The sequence below is a fragment of the Agromyces sp. GL_144 genome, assembly GCF_057834305.1.
Window position 1 is genome coordinate 58650 of sequence record NZ_CM174399.1, and the last position, 17474, is coordinate 76123.

Consider the following 17474-nt stretch of genomic DNA (forward strand, 5'->3'; position numbering starts at 1 on the left):
GCCGGCGACGACCGTCAGCGCAGGAGCCCGTGCAGGTGCGCGGCGAGATGCGCTCCGACGTCGACATGCTCGGGGTCGTAGAGCCACTGCAGTTGCAGGCCGTCCCAGAGGGCGACGAGCCAGAGGGCCTCGAACACGGGATCGAGGTCGTCGCGCAGCACCGATGAGGCCGTGCCGAAGAGCCGCGTGAAGCGTTCGATGGCCCAGTCGAAGCGGCGCTCGAAGTACGCGTGCGCCGGGTGCGCGGCCGCCGCGGCCTCGGCCGAGAGCACCGCGTAGAGCTCGATGAGTCCGGGCTCCTGCAGTGCGGCGTGGCGCGCCGACTCGGGCAGGTCGTCGAGCATCTGCCCGGGGTCGCCGATCACGGCGAACTCCGAACGGATGTCGATCGTCGCGTCGCGGCGGGCGATGACCGCGCCGAGCAGCTCCTCCTTGCTCGAGAAGTGGTGCAGCAGCGTCGACTTGGAGATGCCGACGCGCTCGGCGATCTCGCGGAGGCTCGTCGCGTGGAATCCGCGGCTCGCGAAGAGGTCCGAGGCGTCGCGGACGATCTGGAGCCGCCGCGCCCTCCCCGGTGCGTAGCCCGCGTCGTCTGGCGTGCCGACCGGGAAGAGCGGCAACCCCGTGGAGCCCGGCACCAGCGCCTGCGCCGGGACGCGCCCCCGGAGCCGGTCGAGGTGGGCCTCGAGCAGTGCGGGGAGGTCGAACCTGCCCGGGAGGTAGAGCGAGATGAGCTGCAGGCCGTCCCAGGCCGCGGCGAGCCGGCTCGCCTCATCGACCGCGACGGACCCGCCCGGGAGCGTGCCGTCGTCGATCGCCGACTGGAACAGCGCGGCGGACCGTACGCGGATGTCGGCGTGCCGCTCGCGGAAGTACGCATGGGCCGGATGCTCCGTGCTCGTCGCCTCGCCCGCGAGCGTGCTGAAGAGCGGGAGGTAGCCCTCGATCGTCGCGTTGCGGCGCGCGAGTTCGGGGAACAGGTCGAGGCCGGGTTCGATGCCGGCGAACCAGTCGGCGTTCTGCCCGGCCAACTGCTCGACGACCTCGAGGAGCATCTCATCTTTCGAGGCGAAATGCCGCAGCACGCCCGGGTGCGAGAGGCCGGCCTCGGTCGCGATGTCGCGCACCGAGACCGCGCTGAATCCGCGATCGATGAAGAGGCGGGATGCCGCGGCGAGGATGTTCGCCCGTGTTCGCGCGGTGGCGGCGGCCCGGCCCGAGGAAGGGGCCGCGGTGCGAGCGGCGACGACGGTCGCGGCATCCGCGGTCGTGGTCTGGCTCATGGGTCTCCCGAATCTCCGGCGGCCTCCATCCTCCCACACCCGAGTTACCACGCGAACGGCTTTCAGTTACCACACGGTCGAGATTCCTGTACTCTCATGCGAGAGCCAAGGACGGCTCGGTTTTCATTGGAAGGAACCACGATGACGGAGTCGTCACTCACCGAGACGGTGGCCCCGGGCAGCACGCTGCCCGTCGACACCGCGGGTGCCGCCGGGCAGACCGGCAAGGCCCCCAAGGGCTACATCCCCACGCTCGCGATGGCGAACTTCGGGCTCTTCCTCGCCCTGCTCACGCCGGTGCTCGTCTCGATGGCCTTCAAGGTGCAGCACATCACCTCCTCGCCTGAGGAGGCGACGAACGCACTCGGCCTCATCATGGGCGTCGGCGCGCTCTTCGCGCTCGTGAGCAACCCGCTCGTGGGCCGGCTCTCCGACCGCACGGTCTCGCGCTTCGGCATGCGCCGTCCGTGGATGCTCGGCGGCGTGCTCGTCGGCCTCGCCGCCTTCGCCCTCATCGGCGTCGCGACGAGCGTGTGGGTCGTGCTCATCGGCTGGTGCATCGTGCAGGCCGCGCTGAACGGCGTCATGGCCGCGTCCACCGCGACCGTTCCCGACCAGGTGCCCGTCACCTCGCGCGGCAAGGTGTCGGGCATCGTCGGCCTGACGACCCCGCTCGGCATCCTCGGCGGCAGCTTCCTCGTGAACTTCCTCGCCGACGACGTCAGCCGCTTCGTCGTGCCCGCCCTCATCGCCACGGCGCTCGTGCTGCTCTTCGTCTTCACGCTCGAGGACCGCGTGCTCACCGAGAAGCCCGCCGAGCGCTACGGCGTCAAGGAGTTCTTCGGCTCGTTCGTCTTCAACCCGCGCAAGCACCCCGACTTCGGCTGGACCTGGATGACGAAGTTCCTCATCATGTTCGGCTACGCCGGCATCGCCACCTTCCTGCCGTTCTACCTGACCGAGCAGTTCGGCCTCAGCGAGCAGGACGCGATCGGCACGATCCTCATGGCGAACCTCGCGTCGATGGTGGCCATGGCGATCTCGGGCCCGCTCGGCGGCATCCTGTCCGACAGGATCGGCAAGCGGCGCCCGTTCGTCGCCGTCGCCGGCGTGGTCATGGTGCTCGGCCTCGTGATCCTCGCGTTCGCCCCGAGCATCCCGATGGTGCTCGTCGCCCAGGCCGTCATCGGCTTCGGCGCCGGCTCGTTCATGTCGGTCGACACCGCGCTCGCGACCCAGGTGCTGCCGAACCCGAAGGACACCGCGAAGGACCTCGGCGTGCTGAACATGGCCAACGCGCTGCCGCAGTCGCTCGCGCCCGTCATCGCGCCCGCGATCATCGCCTTCGGCGCCACGACCGCCTTGGGCGGTTACAGCACCTTCTACCTCTTCGGCGCCCTCGTCGCACTCGCCGGCGCCATCCTCGTGTACCGAATCAAGGGAGTGAAGTAACACCATGACCGACACCATCCGCACCACGGATGCCGCGGCATCCGCAGACCTGCCCGTCGACCCGACCTATCGCGACGCGAGCCTGCCCGTCGACGAGCGCGTCGAGAACCTGCTCGGCCAGATGACGCTCGAAGAGAAGGCCGGACTCTTCTTCCAGACGATGATCGCACTGAGCCAGGACGGCGAGCTCGCCGAGGCGAACCCCGCATTCGGGCTGCCCTCGAACCGCGACCAGGTCGTCGGCAAGGGCATGACGCACTTCAACGTGATCGGCTCCGCGCCGAGCGCCGAGCTCATGGCGCAGTGGCACAACAGGCTCCAGGAGCTCGCCGCCTCGACGCGGCTCGGCATCCCCGTGACGATCTCGACCGACCCGCGCCACTCGTTCAGCGACAACCCGCTCGCGGGCATGCTCGCCGGCCCGTTCTCGAGCTGGCCCGAGACGATCGGCCTCGCGGCGATCCGCGACGAGGAGCTCGTCGAGCGCTTCGGCGACATCGCGCGCCAGGAGTACACCGCCGTCGGCATCCGCGTCGCGCTGCACCCGCAGATCGACCTCGCGACCGAGCCGCGCTGGGGCCGTCAGGTCGCCACGTTCGGTGAGGACGCCGAACTCACGGGCAAGCTCGGCGCCGCCTACATCCGCGGCTTCCAGGGCGAGTCGTTCGGGCCGGGCTCGGTCGCGACCATGACGAAGCACTTCCCGGGCGGCGGCCCCCAGATGGACGGCGAAGACGCGCACTTCGCCCACGGCCGCGAGCAGGTCTACCCCGGCGGCGAGTTCGAGCTGCACCTCAAGCCCTTCGAGGACGCCTTCGCCGCGGGCACCCGCCAGATCATGCCGTACTACGGCATGCCCGTCGGCACCGAGTACGAAGAGGTCGGCTTCGGCTTCAACAAGTCGGTCATCACGGGCCTGCTGCGCGAGCGCTTCGGCTTCGAGGGCATCGTCTGCACCGACTGGGGCCTCATCTCCGACGCCGAGATCTTCGGCCAGCCGTTCCCGGCCCGCGCCTGGGGCGTCGAGCACCTCACGCCGCGCGAGCGCGTGGTCAAGGTGCTCGAGGCCGGCGTCGACCAGTTCGGCGGTGAGGCGATTCCCGAGCTGCTCGTCGAGCTCGTCGAGTCCGGCGAGGTGAGCGAGGCCCGTCTCGACGAGTCGGCCCGCCGCCTGCTGCGCGAGAAGTTCGTGCTGGGTCTCTTCGACCAGCCCTACGTCGACGTCGAGCAGGCCGGCGTCGTCGTCGGCTCCGCGGAGTTCGTCGCCGCCGGCGAGGCCGCGCAGCGCGCCTCGATCACGGTGCTGACGAACACCACGACGGATGCCGGTGCGCCGACGCTGCCCCTCGCGCGCGGTCTGAAGCTCTACGTCGAGGGCATTTCGCCCGAGGTCGCGGCCGAGTACGGCACGGTCGTCGAGACGCCGGCCGAAGCGGATGTCGCGGTGCTGCGCACCCACGCCCCGTTCGAGGAGCGCTCGTCGACGTTCGAGAACTTCTTCCACCAGGGCTCGCTCGACTTCACCGACGAGGCCGTCGCGCACATCCGCGAGGTCGCGGCCGCGGTTCCGACCGTGGTCGACGTGCACCTGGACCGCCCCGCGATCCTCACGCCGTTCGTCGGCGAGGTCGCGGCGATCGTGGCCAACTACGGCGCCAGCTCGAACGCGGTGCTCGACGTGCTCACCGGCGCGGCGTCGCCTCAGGGCAAGCTGCCGTTCGACCTGCCGTCCAGCATGGCGGCCGTCGAGGCCAGCCGCGAAGACGTGCCGTTCGACACGAAGGACCCGCTCTTCCGCTTCGGCCACGGGCTGAGCCTGTAGGTTCACGCGACGACGGCTCGCGGCATCCGCTCGCCGTGACGGCCCCGTGGCATCCGATCGGATGCCGCGGGGCCGCTGTCGTCGCGCCCGGTGCGCGAACCTCGCTCGAACCGCTGATCGAGGGCTGGGAGGATGCCGATCAGGGTGGCCTCATGCACGCCGTCCCCCATAGGTTGGGAGGCGGGGCATGGATGCCCCGAAGACCAGAGGGGTGAGCTGATGTCGGAGGAACGCGCGGAGTTCGCGGGCACGATCAAGGTGGACGTTCGGGATTCGATTCCCGACTGGAAGCCGTACGAACTGAAGCGGGCGCCCGAGGGGGCGCCGAACGTGCTCGTCGTGCTCTACGACGACACCGGCATGGCGTCGTGGTCGCCGTACGGCGGTCGGGTCAACATGCCGACGCTGGATCGACTGGCCGAGAACGGCCTCACGTACACGCAGTGGCACACGACCTCGATCTGCTCCTCGACGCGGTCGACGTTCCTCACCGGCCGCAACCATCACGCCAACGGCATGGGCGTCATCATGGAGGGCACGAACGGCTTCCCGGGCTACTCGGGACGCATCCCGGCGGAGTGCGCGACCATCGGCCAGGTCCTCCAGGACAACGGCTACTCGACGTTCTGGGTCGGCAAGAACCACAACGTGCCCGAAGAGGACATCTCGTCGGGCGGCAGCAAGTCCCAGTGGCCGCTCGCCATGGGCTTCGACCGCTTCTACGGCTACCTCGGCGGCGAGACGAACCAGTGGTACCCCGACCTCGTCGAGGACAATCGCTTCATCGAGGCGCCGTACACGCCGGAAGAGGGGTATCACCTCTCGAAGGACCTCGCCGACCAGGCCATCCGCATGATCCGCGATCAGAAGTCGTCGAACCCGTCGAAGCCGTGGTTCACCTGGTACAACCCCGGTGCCAACCACGCCCCGCACCAGGCGCCCGACGAGTACATCGCGAAGTACAAGGGCCTCTTCGACGACGGCTACGACGCGTACCGCACCTGGGTGCTCGAGCGCATGGTCGAGCGCGGCATCATGCCGGCCGACACGGAGCTCACGGAATTCAACCCGATGCCCGAGGACCAGGCGAACGCCGCCGACTACGTCAAGCCGTGGGACTCGCTGTCCGATGACGAGAAGCGCCTGTTCAGCCGCATGGCCGAGGTGTTCGCGGCCTACAGCGAGTACACCGACGTCGAGATCGGCCGGGTCATCGACTATCTCGAGGAGTCGGGCCAGCTCGAGAACACGCTCATCTTCTACTGCGCCGACAACGGTGCTTCGGGCGAGGGCAGCCCCGACGGGTCGGTCAACGAGAACAAGTTCTTCAACGGGTTCCCCGACGACTTGAAAGAGAACCTCGACAAGATCGACGTGCTCGGTTCGCAGGCGACGTACAACCACTACCCGACCGGGTGGGCCGCGGCGTTCTCGACCCCCTTCAAGATGTTCAAGCGCTACTCGCAGTTCTCGGGCGGCACCTGCGACCCGATGATCATCCACTGGCCGGCGGGCATCAAGGCGAAGGGCGAGATCCGCCACCAGTACCACCACTCCGTCGACGTCGTCTCGACCATCCTCGACGTCATCGGAATCGAGTTCCCCGATGCCTATCGCGGCGTGACGCAGCGCCCGCTGCCCGGCGTCTCGATGAAGTCCTCCTTCGACGAGGCACCCGACGGCCCCACCGAGAAGCACGTGCAGTACTACTCGATGCTCGGCACCCGGGGCATCTGGAAGGACGGCTGGAAGGCGTCGACGATCCATGCGCCGCTCACCGGGCCCGGCCGCTTCGACGAGGACGAGTGGGAGCTCTACCACGTGGACTCCGACCGGTCCGAGTCGAAGAACGTCGCAGCCGAGCACCCCGAGAAGCTGAAGGAGCTCATCGAGGCGTTCGAGATCGAGGCGAAGGACAACTTCGTCTACCCCCTCGACGACCGCCCCGCCCGTGAGCAGCTCACGATCGAGCGCCCGCAGGCCGAGCCGCCGCGCACCCGCTACGTGTACTACCCGGGCACGACCGCGGTGCCCGAGTCCGTGGCGGTGAACGTGCGCGGCCGGTCGTTCAAGATCATCGGCGATGTCGTCGTCGAGGACGGCACCGAGGGCGTCATCTTCGCCCACGGCTCGCGCTTCGGCGGGCACGCCCTCTTCATCAAGGACGGCAAGCTCAACTACGTGTACAACTTCCTCGGCATCCCGCCCGAGCAGACGTTCACGTCCGGCGTCCTGACGCCGGGGCCGCACGCGCTCGGCATGGAGTTCATCCGCGAGAGCGCCGGAGAGCACGGCGAGTCGATCGGCGCGGCGAAGCTCTACGTCGACGACCAGGTCGTCGCCGAGGGGCCGATGCGTGCGCAGGTCGGCAAGTTCACGCTGTGCGGTGATGGTCTCTGCATCGGCTTCGACAGTGCGGATGCGGTGAGCGGGCAGTACACCAACCCGTTCCCCTTCACCGGTGGAAAGCTGCTGGGCGTCGGCATCGACGTGAGCGAGGAGCAGTACCTCGACCTCGAGCTCGAGGCCGCCGCGGCGCTCGCGCGCGAGTAGCCCGGCCCCGAGCATCCCTGCTCCGAACGGCCCGGTCGCCCTGTGCGATCGGGCCGTTCGGCATCCTGACAGGACGCGCGCGGCCTACCAGCGCGGAGTCGTGCGCCAGCGCGATTCGCCGACGTTCGCGGCATCCACCGGCTTCGCTGCGATGACGAGCTCGGGGGCCTTCGTCACCATCAGCCAGATCGGCAGCGTGATGAGGCAGACCGGGGCGATCACGGCCATGTCGCCGACGAGCGCGACGCCGATGAAGATCGAGATCCACCCGTCGCGGGTCGCCACGAGGGTGATGCCCATGGCGCCGCATGCGACCGCGAGCGAGATCGGCAGGTCGGGGATCAGCGCGTATCCGAGCAGGCCGAGGGCGACGCCGACGAACACGACCGGGAAGATGCGGCCGCCGCGGAATCCGGCGCTCGCTGCGACGAGCAGCGCGACGACCTTGATGCCCGCGAACGCGGCGAGCTGCCCCGGCGAGTAGGCATCGGGATGGGTCAGCAGTTCGCCGGCCTGTTCGAGGCCCTTGAAGAGGGTCATCGGGCCGCCGATGATGCCGAGCACGCCCAGCACCATGCCGCCGAGGGTGATCGCGATGAACGGGTTGGGCAGCGCATGGAATGCGCGATGCACGTACGGGAAGACCCACGCCGCCGCGATGCCGAGCAGGGCGGATGCCGCGGCCACCACGAGCCCGGTCAGGAGGTAGATCGGCTGCAGGTCGCCCATGGGCTCGAGCTGGAAGGCGATCTTCGCGCCGCCCAGCAGGTCCATGGTGGCCGCCCCGGCTCCGGCTGCCGCGAGCGGCAGGAACAGGCGGTCCCAGAGCGAGCCGCCCGACTTCATCGCCCCGACCATGCCGGTGAACACGAGTGCCGCCGCCACCGGCGTTCCGAAGAGCGCGCCGATCGTCCCCGCCACCGCGAGGGCCGCGATCTGCTCCGCCGGCACCTTGGCGAGGCGCGCCAGGATCGCGATCGAGAGCGCCGCGTTGATCGCGATGATCGGGTTCTCCGGCCCGAGGCTCACACCGCCCGCGAGCGAGAGGACCACGACGATCGCGAGCGACGGGAGGGCCTTGAGGCCCGGGAACGGGCCGGCGAGTTCGGTCGTCGCCGAGTCCTGGCCCGCGTGGCCCGGTACGAGCCACACCACGGCCCCGACGGCGGCGCCGGTCAGGGTCAGGACCGTGAAGATCCACCACGGCGTCGCCTCGTCGGCCCCGAACGAGGCGGGCAGCGTGTTCCAGAGGAAGGCCTGCAGCAGTTCGGCGAGGCCGTTCAGCAGCCAGAGGCTCAGCGCCGAGCCTGCGCCGATCGCGATCGCCGGCACGGACAGGGCGACCAGTCGTCGGACACCGGGCCCCGTATTGCCCGGGACGTCGGCGACGCCGCTCACGAGAGAGCGACTTCCACCGAGACCGCCGCGTGCTCGCGGTAGTCGCCGAACCGGGCCCAGTCGAGGCGCACGCGCACAAGGTCGAACTCGGCCTTGGTCAACGATTCGCTGAACTGCGGGAACGCCCGCCGGTACGCCGCGCCGCAGCGCGCCGCTTCGACGCCGCCGGGCTCGAGCACCTCGGCGGTGCCCTGCGCCTGCAGGGTCGTGTCGTCTGGGCCGCCGACCGTGACCGCCACGCGCGGATCGCGGCGGAGGTTCGCGATCTTGCGCGAGCCGCCCCGGGCATTGAAGACCAACTCGCCGGCGTCGGTGGCCGTGATGCTCAGGTACGCGGACTGCGGTGCGCCATCGGGCCCGAGCGTGCTCACGACGGCGTCGCCGTGATCGCGGACGTAGTCGATGAGTGAAGAACGGTCCATAGGGTCATCGTGGCATGCGGGCTACGCTGGTGCACGACTCGATCTGCTCCAGGGGGAGGAAGCTCGTGGCCGTGCATACCCGAAATGCATCCCGACGCGTCCGCGTCGCCAAACGCGTGTCCGGCGTGACGATGGCGCTCGCCGGAGTCGCGCTCGTCATCGGCTCGATCCCGTCGGCGTTCGCCGTGCAGGTCGACGGCAACACGCCGCTCGACCCCTGCCTCGGCGACCAGTGCCCGCCGGCATGGTCGGTGCCGAACAACGGCGGCGTCGTCGGCTTCGACGACGGCGTGAACGTCTTCGTCGGCGGCGACTTCTCGGCCGAGCCGCAGGCGGCCGAGACCGAGGGCAACCTCGTCGTGCTCGGCGATGCCGACTTCAGCTCGGTCGGCTCCTACAACCTCGGCGTCGCCGGCGTGGGTTCGCGGGTTCCGCCGCCCAGCGGGTCGACCATGCTCACGGTCGGCGGTGACGTGAACATCGCCGACGGCACGAACCTCATCGTCGGCGGCGACACCGGCTTCCCCGACTTCGAACCGATCGTCGGCAACGTCGAGTACGGCGGTACGCTGACCGGCACGCCGTCCGTCATCGCCGGGGCCACGGTCGAGCAGGGCGACGGCGCCTCGGCGTTCGCCGACCGCGTCGCGAACGTCACCGCGCTCTCGCAATGCTTCGCGGACCTGCCCGCGACCGGCACCGTGACCACCGAATTCGGGCTCACCACGTTCGCCGGCGACGGCGTGAGCGACCCGCAGGTGTTCACGGTCGACAGCACCGTCGGTGCCGACCAGGTGGCCGTCACCGGTGCCGACGTGCCCGATGGGGCGACCGTCATCATCAACGTCACCGGCGACGACGCCTTCGTCTCAGTGAACAGCTGGCTCATCAACGGCTCGAACACGTTCGATCCCGACATCACCCAGCAGATCGTCACGAACTTCCCGGATGCGACGACGGTCGAGATCACGGGCGGCGCCCAGCTGCCCGGGTCGATCCTCGTCGGCAACCCGGCGAGCACGACGACGATCTCGATCGCCGGAACGAACGGCCGCATCGAGGTCGCGGGCGACCTGGTCCACCAGTCGCCCCCGGAGACCACCACCGGTGTGGAGTTCCACGCGTACCCGTTCCGCAGCGAGATCGACTGCCTGACGCCGCCGACGACCACGACCACGGCGCCCCCGACGACGACCACGGCGCCGCCGACCACGACGACCCCGGCGCCGACGACCGACACTCCGACGACGGCGCCCGCCACCCCGACGGTCACGCCGACCGTGACGCCCACCGCCGCGCCCGCCGAGCTGGCGGAGTCGGGGTCGCCCGCCGGAGCGATGATGGCCATCGGCGCCGCGCTCATCGGCGCGGGTGCCCTCACGGCGTTCACCGCACGTCGCCGCAGGATCTGAGCGGAATCAGCCGAGGGGATCGATGAGCGTCGGGTCGGCCGGGTCGATCGCGCGCGAGTTGTTGACCCGCCGATCGACCTCGTAGACCGAGATCGTCGCGCCGACTGAATCGGACTCCGAAGCGAGCTTGTCGACCATGCGCTCCTTGCCCGCCTCGTCGAGCTTGCCCGGGTCGAGGTACTCGCCCCAGAAGTCGGCCTCGAGGAACACCGGCATGCGGTCGTGCACCTCGCCCGAGGCATCCGTCGCCTCTCGCGTGATGATCGAGGTCGACACCTGCCACTCGTCGTCGACCTTGCGCACGGTGTAGATGCCGGCCGCGGCGAGCAGCGGCTTGTCGCCGTGCAGGAACCAGGCGCGCTTCTTGCCGGGCTCGCCCGTCCACTCGTAGTAGCCGCGCATGGGCACGAGGCAGCGCGACGACGCGAACGCGCCCTTCCAGAGGCCGTTGGTCGCGACGGTCTCGAGGCGCGTGTTGAACTGCGGGCGCTTGGCGTCTTTGAGGAACGGGGGATGGAAGTTCCATGCGGCGGCATCGAGCATGCGCGTGATCTCGCCCGTCTCGCGGTTCGCCCGCTCGCGCACGATGGGGATCACCTCGGTCGGGGCGATCGAGTACTGCGGCCGCCAGTCTCGGTAGTCACCGCCGCCCGCCACGAATTCTTGGATGAGCTCATCGACCTTGGCGTCGTTCGCGAATCGCCCGCACATGCGTCAAGTCTGCACCCGGCCGCCGACATCCGCCCGAGGCATCCGCTCTGGCGACTGTCAGCGGGCGGGGTCACACTGGACGCGTGATCGCCGAGCAGTCCCGCACCTGGAGCCCGAGGCATCCGACCGACCTCCGGCAGACGATCGGGCCGCTCCGGCGCGGGCCGGGCGACCCCACGTTCCACCGTTCGGTCGACGGCGCCGTGTGGCGCGCGACGCGCACGGGCTCGGGCGTCGCGACGGTGCGCTACGTGCAGGTCGCGCGCGACGAGCTGCGCGTCGACGCCTGGGGGCCGGGGGCGGCGGAGGCCGTGCACGAGGCATCCGCCGTGCTCGGCGACGGCGACGATCCCAGCGGCTTCGAGCCGCGCATCGAGCTGCTCGCCGACGCGCATCGGCGCAACCCCGGCCTGCGCATGCTGCGCACCGGCCGCGTGTTCGAGGCGCTCGTGCCCGCGATCCTCGAGCAGAAGGTCATCACGCTGCAGGCGCACGACTCGTGGCGCGCCCTCGTGCACCGGTTCGGCGAAGAGGCGCCGGGGCCTGCGCTGACGACGTCGAGCGGCGGCATCCGTCGCCTGAAGGTGGCGCCGACGGCCGAGCAATGGGCGCGCATTCCCTCGTGGGAGTGGCACCGCGCCGGCGTCGACCCTCGGCGCTCGCGCACGATCGTCAGCGTCGCCCGGTATGCGAAGCGGCTCGAGGAGGCCGCCGGCATGAGCCCCGCGGATGCTGCGACCCGCCTTCGTCTCATGCCGGGTGTGGGCGTCTGGACCGCGGCCGAGGTCGCCCAGCGCGCGTTCGGCGACCCCGACGCGCTCGCGGTGGGCGACTATCACCTCGCGAACTACCTCGGTCACGCCCTCTGGGGCCGTGACATGACCGACGACGAGATGCTCGAGGCGATGACGCCGTGGGCCGGGCATCGGCAGCGCGTCGTGCGGCTGCTCGGCCTCGCGGGTGTCGCGGGCAAGCCCAAGCGCGGACCGCGCATGCCGTTCGTCGACCACCGGGCGATCTGACGCGTGCGGGTTGCACGCGCGCGGGCGCGTGCGCGGCGAGGTCGCGCAACCCCGGCTACGCTGGGCGTCGCCACGACGGCCGGGTCGTGGCATCCGATCGTGAAGGAAGCCGATGCCCCGCTTCGACCTGTCTCCCGCCGACCTGCGTGCCTATCGCCCCGAGGTGGCCGAGCCCGCCGACTTCGATGCGTTCTGGCGCTCGACGCTCGCCGAGTCGCGGGCGCTCGCCGAAGCGCCACGGCTCACGAGGGTCGACGCCGGGCTCACGACGGTCGAGGTGTACGACGTCACGTTCAGCGGGTTCGGCGGCGATCCGGTCGGCGGCTGGCTCACCGTGCCGGCGGGCGCGACCGGCCCGCTGCCGACGGTCGTCGAGTTCATCGGCTACAACGGCGGTCGAGGTCTGCCGCACGAACACCTCGCCTGGGCGAGCGCGGGCTACGCGCACTTCTTCATGGACACGCGCGGTCAGGGCAGCGGGTGGGGTACCGGCGGCGTGACCGCAGATCCGCACGGCTCGGGCCCGTCGGCCGGCGGGTTCATGACCCGTGGCGTCGAGGACCCGCAGACGTACTACTACCGTCGCGTGTTCACCGATGCGGCGCTCGCGGTCGACGCCGTGCGCACGCTGCCGCAGGTCGACGCCGGTCGGGTGGGCGTCACCGGCACCAGCCAGGGAGGGGGCATCGCGATCGCCGCGGCGGGCCTCAGCGAGGGCCTCGTCGGCGCGATGCCCGACGTGCCGTTCCTCTGCCACTTCGAGCGTGCGGTCGGGCTGACCGAGCGGGATCCGTACCAGGAGATCGTGCGCTATCTCGCCGTGCACCGGGGGGCCGCGGAGCGGGTCTTCGAGACCCTCTCGTACTTCGACGGCGTGAACTTCGCGGCCCGCGCCACGGCGCCCGGGCTCTTCTCGGTGGCGCTCATGGACCCGGTCTGCCCGCCCTCCACCGTGTATGCCGCGCGCAACCGATGGGGCGCGGCATCGTCGGGCCGGGCGCCCGCGTCGGCCGACATCGTCGAGTACGCCTTCAACGAGCACGAGGGCGGTGCGGGCGCGCACTGGCCGCGACAGGCGCGCTGGCTCGCCGAGGAGCTCGCGCGCCGCGACGCCTGAGCCTGCGGGCGGGCGGGCGGCGGGCGGGGCGCGGCGGGCGGGCGGTCAGCCGGCGTCGCGGGACGGAGCCGCCGCGGCGCGCGTCGCCTCGCGCTCGGCGCCCCACTCGACGAGCGGCTGCAGCACCTCGATGAGGCGCAGCCCTGCCGCGCTCGGCGTGTAGGTGATCGTCACCGGCGTGGTGGCCCGCACGTGGCGCTCGAGCACGCCCTCGTCTTCGAGCTCCTTCAGGCGGGCGGCGAGCAGCCGGTCGGAGATGCCGTCGACCGTCATGCGGTACTCGCTGAACCGGCGCGCCCCGCGCACCCCCGCGAGCAGGATCGCCGCGTTCCACTTGCGCCCCGTGAACTCGACGTTGCGCTGGAAGCGCCGGCACGCCTCATCGTCGATGTGCCCGAGCTCGTGCAGGCGGGCGCGGTGCTGCGCGAGGTCGTCGACGGGTTCGGTGAGCCCTGCGAGAAGAGCGGATGCCGCGGCATCCGCTGGATCGTTCGACGTCATTGCACTAACCATAAGTAAGCAGCTTACCAGCGTTTCGACGCCGAGCGCCCGGGTGCGGCAGAGTCGAGGGGCAGACGAGATGGGAGCACCATGCACTACGGCCACGACCTGCGGTTCGGCACCTTCATCACCCCGAGGCACGACCCTCCGCAGGCGGCGGTGCGTCTGGCCGAGCTCAGCGAGGCATCGGGCTACGACCTCGTGACGTTCCAGGACCACCCGTACCAGCCCGCGTTCCACGACACGCAGACGCTGCTGACCTGGGTCGCGGCACGCACCGAGCGCATCCATGTCGCGGCGAACGTGACGAACGTGCCACTGCGCCCGCCGGCCGTGCTCGCCCGCGCGGCCGCGAGCCTCGACCTGCTCTCGGGCGGCCGGTTCGACCTGGCGCTCGGGGCCGGCGGCTTCTGGGATCCGATCGCGGCCATGGGCGGGCCGCACCTCACCGCCGGCCAGGCGGTCGACGCGCTCTCCGAGGCGATCGACGTGATCCGAGGCACGTGGGACGTCGATGCTCGCGAACGCTTCGTCGTCGACGGCACCTACCATCACGTGAACGGGGCCAAGCGGGGCCCGGCTCCCGCGCACAACATCCCGATCTGGATCGGTGCGCTGAAGCCGCGCATGCTCCGCCTCATCGGCCGCAAGGGCGACGGATGGCTGCCCTCGTACGCATACCTGCAGCCCGGCGATCTCGCCCGTGGCAACCAGACGATCGACGAGGCCGCGATCGGCGCCGGCCGCGACCCCCGCGAGATCCGCCGCCTGCTGAACGTCAACGGCCGCTTCACGAGCGGCCGGGGCGGCGGGTTCCTCGACGGGCCCGCCGAGCAGTGGGTCGAGCAGCTGCTGGCCCTCGTGCTCGAGGACGGCATCGGCACGTTCATCCTCGCGAGCGACGACCCGGGCACGATCGTGCACTTCGCCGAGGAGGTCGCGCCGGCCCTGCGCGAGGCGGTCGCGGCCGAGCTGGCGAGCAGGGCGGGGGCGGGGGCGGATGCCTCGGGCGGCGGTCTGCTCGAAGGTGGCGGCGGGCTCGGTGCCGGCGGCCTCGGGGGAGTCGGCGAGGTGCGCAGCTCGACCGTGCGCGCGAAGCGCCGTGACGGCATCGACTACGACGCGGTGCCGGCCTCACTCGCGGCCAAGGCGATCGAGCCGGGCGACGCCGGCTACTCGCGCGTGAAGTCGACGTACATGCGCGGCGGATCGCCCGGCATCGTGCTGCAGCCGACCACGCCGGCCGAGGTCGCCGATGCCCTCGCGTTCGCGCGCCGCAACCCCGACGTGCCGCTCGGCGTGCGCAGCGGCGGCCACGGCATCAGCGGCCGCTCGACGAACGACGGCGGCATCGTGATCGACCTCTCGGGCATGCGCGAACTGCGCGTGCTCGATGCCGAGCGCCGGCTCGTGCGCGTCGAGGCCGGCGCGCGCTGGATGGACGTCGCCGCCTTCCTCGCCCCGCACGGCTGGGCGCTCTCGTCGGGGGACTACGGCGGAGTCGGCGTCGGTGGCCTCGCCACGGCGGGCGGCATCGGCTGGCTCGTGCGCGAGCACGGCCTCACGATCGACCACGTGCGGGCCGTCGAGCTCGTGCTCGCCGACGGCAGCATCGTGCGAGCGGATGCCGCGGAGCATCCCGACCTCTTCTGGGCCGTCCGCGGCGCGGGCGCCAACATCGGCATCGCGACCGCCTTCGAGTTCGAGGTCGACGAGGTCGGCGAGGTCGGATTCGCGCAGCTCGCCTTCGACGCGAGCGACACCGCCGGATTCCTGCAGGCATGGGGGGACTGGGTCGTCGACTCGCCGCGCGACCTCACGAGCTTCCTCCTCATGGGCGGCGCGCGCCCGGGGCAACCGCCGATCGCCCAGGTCATGGCGGTCATCGACTCGGCCGACCCCGACACGATCCTCGCGCGCCTGCAGCCGCTCGCCGAGGTCGCGCCGCTCGTCGGCCAGGAGGTGCGGCTCACGACGTACGAGGCCGTCATCTCGAACGCGGCAGACACGACGCATGCCGGCCAGGGCGAGCCGTTGGCGCGCTCGGGGCTCATCGGCGGCATCACGCCCGAGTTCGCGCGGGATGCCGCGGCGTTCCTCGAGAGCGGCGCGACGTACTTCTTCCAGCTGCGCGCGGTCGGCGGTGCGGTGCACGACGTGCCGTCGGACGCCACGGCATTCGCCCACCGCGAGGCCGAGTTCTCGGTGTCGGCGATGGGCTCGCCGCGCCACGGCACCAACGAGCGCTGGGCCGAGCTCATGGCCCCGCACATGGCGGGCGCCTACCTGAGCTTCGAGACCGAGGTCGGCGCGGAGCACGTCGCGGCGGCGTATCCGCCCGCCACGCTCGAGCGCCTGCGCGAGATCAAGCGGCGGGTCGACCCCGACAACGTGTTCCGCGACAACGCGAACATCGCATAGGCGTCGCGTCGCGGCATCCGCTCGGTTCCATCGGTTCCGGATGCCGCGGCCCGGCCGGTCGCGCGGGTGTTTCCGTTCGCGCCCGATGTCTTCGTGCCGGCGGAAACCTTGCGCGCGAACGGAAACACCCGGGAGGGCGACGGATGCCTCGGGCGATCGAACTTCCGATCGATGCCCTCCCCGGGGCATCCGAATAGGCTCGGGTGTGAGGGGGGCCGATGGATCTCGAGCCGATGCTGCTGAAGTTCGATCGCATCGCCGGCGGGCGCGACGCGGGCGTGAAGGCCGACCCCGAACTCATCGCGCACCCGCGCACCCGCCGCGCGTTCACGTGGATCACCTGGCTGCTCGGCGTCGAGGTCGTGCTCGGGCTGGCCGCGCTCGTGGTCGCGATCGTGCTGTTCGCCAACGGGGTCGCGCTCGCGTTCCCGGTGTGGATGCGCATCTTCATCGTGCTCGGCATGACCGTCACGCTCTTCTACTTCGCCTGGCGGGCGCAGCGCGGCTACCGCTGGGCGTATTCGCGGCTGCGGCTGTTCAGCAAGATCTTCCCGGTCGTGACGCTCGTGATGGCGGCGATTCCCGGCCTCTTCCCGTTCTGGATGGTGACCGAGCAGATCGTGTTCAGTCTGATCCTCATCGGCATCGCCGACTTCCTCGACAGCGACCACATGCGCCGGGTGTTCCGCAGGCCCGAGGCGGCCTGATTCGGGCGTCGGGGTCGCGCCCGGTGCCCGGTGTTTCCGTTCGTGCCCGGCGTCTCCGTTCAGGCGGAAACCCGGCGCGCGAACGGAAACCCCCGCGCAACCGGTGGGAGCGACCCCGGTCGATCAGGCGAGGTCAGGCGTCGAAGCGCGCGCCGGCCGGGTCGGACTCGAGCAGCGTGAAGACGAGCAGGATGATGCCGCCCACGAACGGGATGAGCGCGAGGAAGTAGAAGCCGCCCGAGCGGTTCGTGTCGTGCAGGCGGCGCCAGATCAGCGCGAGGCTCGGGATGAGCACGGCGAGCCCCCAGATGGCGAAGATCGCGACGCCCAGGCCGAACAGCGGGCCCGGCTGCGAGGCGCCGGTGACCGAATCGAACGTCGCGCCCGAGAACCCGAGCACCATGAGCAGCCCGTAGAGCACCGCCCCGATGATCGCGTACGCGAGCTGCCACCACCAGTACTCGCTGCGGCTCGCGCGGCCCGAGAAGGTGGCGTACTTCGTGAAGAAGCGCTTGATCGCCTGACCGAACGACGCACCGTAGAGGGGCTGCGAGAGGGGCGGCTCGGCGGAGGCGGCCGGCTGCGGGGCGGGGGCGTAGGTCAAGGGGTCCTCCAGGCGTCGTCGGGGGTGGCGGGCCGATTCGCCGGCCGCC

The 17474-nt window shown here is 70.9% G+C and carries 14 protein-coding genes; 8 read left to right on the top strand and 6 right to left on the bottom strand.

The window, feature by feature from the left end; all coding sequences use genetic code 11:
• Positions 1-14: 14 nt before the first annotated feature.
• On the bottom strand, positions 15-1283 hold the full coding sequence (locus AC3IPY_RS00265) for a TetR/AcrR family transcriptional regulator (protein WP_489186001.1): 1269 nt from the start codon (positions 1281-1283) through the stop codon (positions 15-17).
• A gap of 141 nt (positions 1284-1424) precedes the next feature.
• Between AC3IPY_RS00265 and AC3IPY_RS00270 the strand changes: the two genes are divergently transcribed.
• From AC3IPY_RS00270 to AC3IPY_RS00280, 3 genes are all read left to right on the top strand, one after another.
• Positions 1425-2735, top strand: coding sequence for an MFS transporter (locus AC3IPY_RS00270; RefSeq protein WP_489186002.1), 1311 nt, complete (start codon positions 1425-1427; stop codon positions 2733-2735).
• A gap of 4 nt (positions 2736-2739) precedes the next feature.
• Positions 2740-4557 carry a glycoside hydrolase family 3 protein gene (locus AC3IPY_RS00275; RefSeq protein ID WP_489186003.1) on the top strand — a complete coding sequence of 606 codons (1818 nt, stop codon included), beginning with the start codon at positions 2740-2742 and terminating at the stop codon, positions 4555-4557.
• A gap of 219 nt (positions 4558-4776) precedes the next feature.
• The gene (locus AC3IPY_RS00280; RefSeq protein WP_489186004.1) at positions 4777-7110 is read left to right on the top strand and encodes an arylsulfatase; all 2334 of its coding nucleotides are present in this window, start codon (positions 4777-4779) and stop codon (positions 7108-7110) included.
• A gap of 84 nt (positions 7111-7194) precedes the next feature.
• Here the strand turns inward: AC3IPY_RS00280 and AC3IPY_RS00285 are convergent, their stop codons facing one another.
• Complete coding sequence (locus AC3IPY_RS00285) at positions 7195-8508, bottom strand: ion channel protein (RefSeq protein WP_489186005.1); 1314 nt, start codon at positions 8506-8508, stop codon at positions 7195-7197.
• On the bottom strand, positions 8505-8930 hold the full coding sequence (locus AC3IPY_RS00290) for a pyridoxamine 5'-phosphate oxidase family protein (protein ID WP_489186006.1): 426 nt from the start codon (positions 8928-8930) through the stop codon (positions 8505-8507). Before AC3IPY_RS00290 ends, AC3IPY_RS00285 begins: the two co-directional genes overlap by 4 nt.
• 131 nt (positions 8931-9061) lie before the next feature.
• Here AC3IPY_RS00290 and AC3IPY_RS00295 point away from each other — a divergent pair, with 131 nt between their 5' ends.
• Complete coding sequence (locus tag AC3IPY_RS00295; RefSeq protein WP_489188384.1) at positions 9062-10342, top strand: choice-of-anchor A family protein; 1281 nt, start codon at positions 9062-9064, stop codon at positions 10340-10342.
• 6 nt (positions 10343-10348) lie between these two features.
• Here the strand turns inward: AC3IPY_RS00295 and AC3IPY_RS00300 are convergent, their stop codons facing one another.
• Entirely contained in the window at positions 10349-11053 is a 705-nt protein-coding gene (locus AC3IPY_RS00300) for an SOS response-associated peptidase (RefSeq protein WP_489186007.1), read from the bottom strand.
• 83 nt (positions 11054-11136) lie between these two features.
• Between AC3IPY_RS00300 and AC3IPY_RS00305 the strand changes: the two genes are divergently transcribed.
• Positions 11137-12075 carry a DNA-3-methyladenine glycosylase family protein gene (locus tag AC3IPY_RS00305; protein WP_489186008.1) on the top strand — a complete coding sequence of 313 codons (939 nt, stop codon included), beginning with the start codon at positions 11137-11139 and terminating at the stop codon, positions 12073-12075.
• 112 nt (positions 12076-12187) lie between these two features.
• On the top strand, positions 12188-13192 hold the full coding sequence (locus tag AC3IPY_RS00310; RefSeq protein WP_489186009.1) for an acetylxylan esterase: 1005 nt from the start codon (positions 12188-12190) through the stop codon (positions 13190-13192).
• Between the two features lie 45 nt (positions 13193-13237).
• Here the strand turns inward: AC3IPY_RS00310 and AC3IPY_RS00315 are convergent, their stop codons facing one another.
• A complete protein-coding gene (locus tag AC3IPY_RS00315; protein ID WP_489186010.1) occupies positions 13238-13693 on the bottom strand; it encodes a winged helix-turn-helix transcriptional regulator in 456 nt (151 codons plus the stop codon).
• A 90-nt stretch (positions 13694-13783) separates the two neighbouring features.
• Here AC3IPY_RS00315 and AC3IPY_RS00320 point away from each other — a divergent pair, with 90 nt between their 5' ends.
• Both AC3IPY_RS00320 and AC3IPY_RS00325 read left to right on the top strand, forming a co-directional pair.
• Positions 13784-16114 carry an LLM class flavin-dependent oxidoreductase gene (locus AC3IPY_RS00320; protein WP_489186011.1) on the top strand — a complete coding sequence of 777 codons (2331 nt, stop codon included), beginning with the start codon at positions 13784-13786 and terminating at the stop codon, positions 16112-16114.
• Positions 16115-16332: 218 nt separating this feature from the next.
• A complete protein-coding gene (locus AC3IPY_RS00325; protein ID WP_489186012.1) occupies positions 16333-16821 on the top strand; it encodes a hypothetical protein in 489 nt (162 codons plus the stop codon).
• A 133-nt stretch (positions 16822-16954) separates the two neighbouring features.
• Here AC3IPY_RS00325 and AC3IPY_RS00330 read toward each other — a convergent pair whose 3' ends face one another.
• Positions 16955-17425 (bottom strand): DUF805 domain-containing protein, encoded by a 471-nt coding sequence (locus tag AC3IPY_RS00330; protein ID WP_489186013.1) that lies wholly within the window; start codon positions 17423-17425, stop codon positions 16955-16957.
• Positions 17426-17474: the final 49 nt, after the last annotated feature.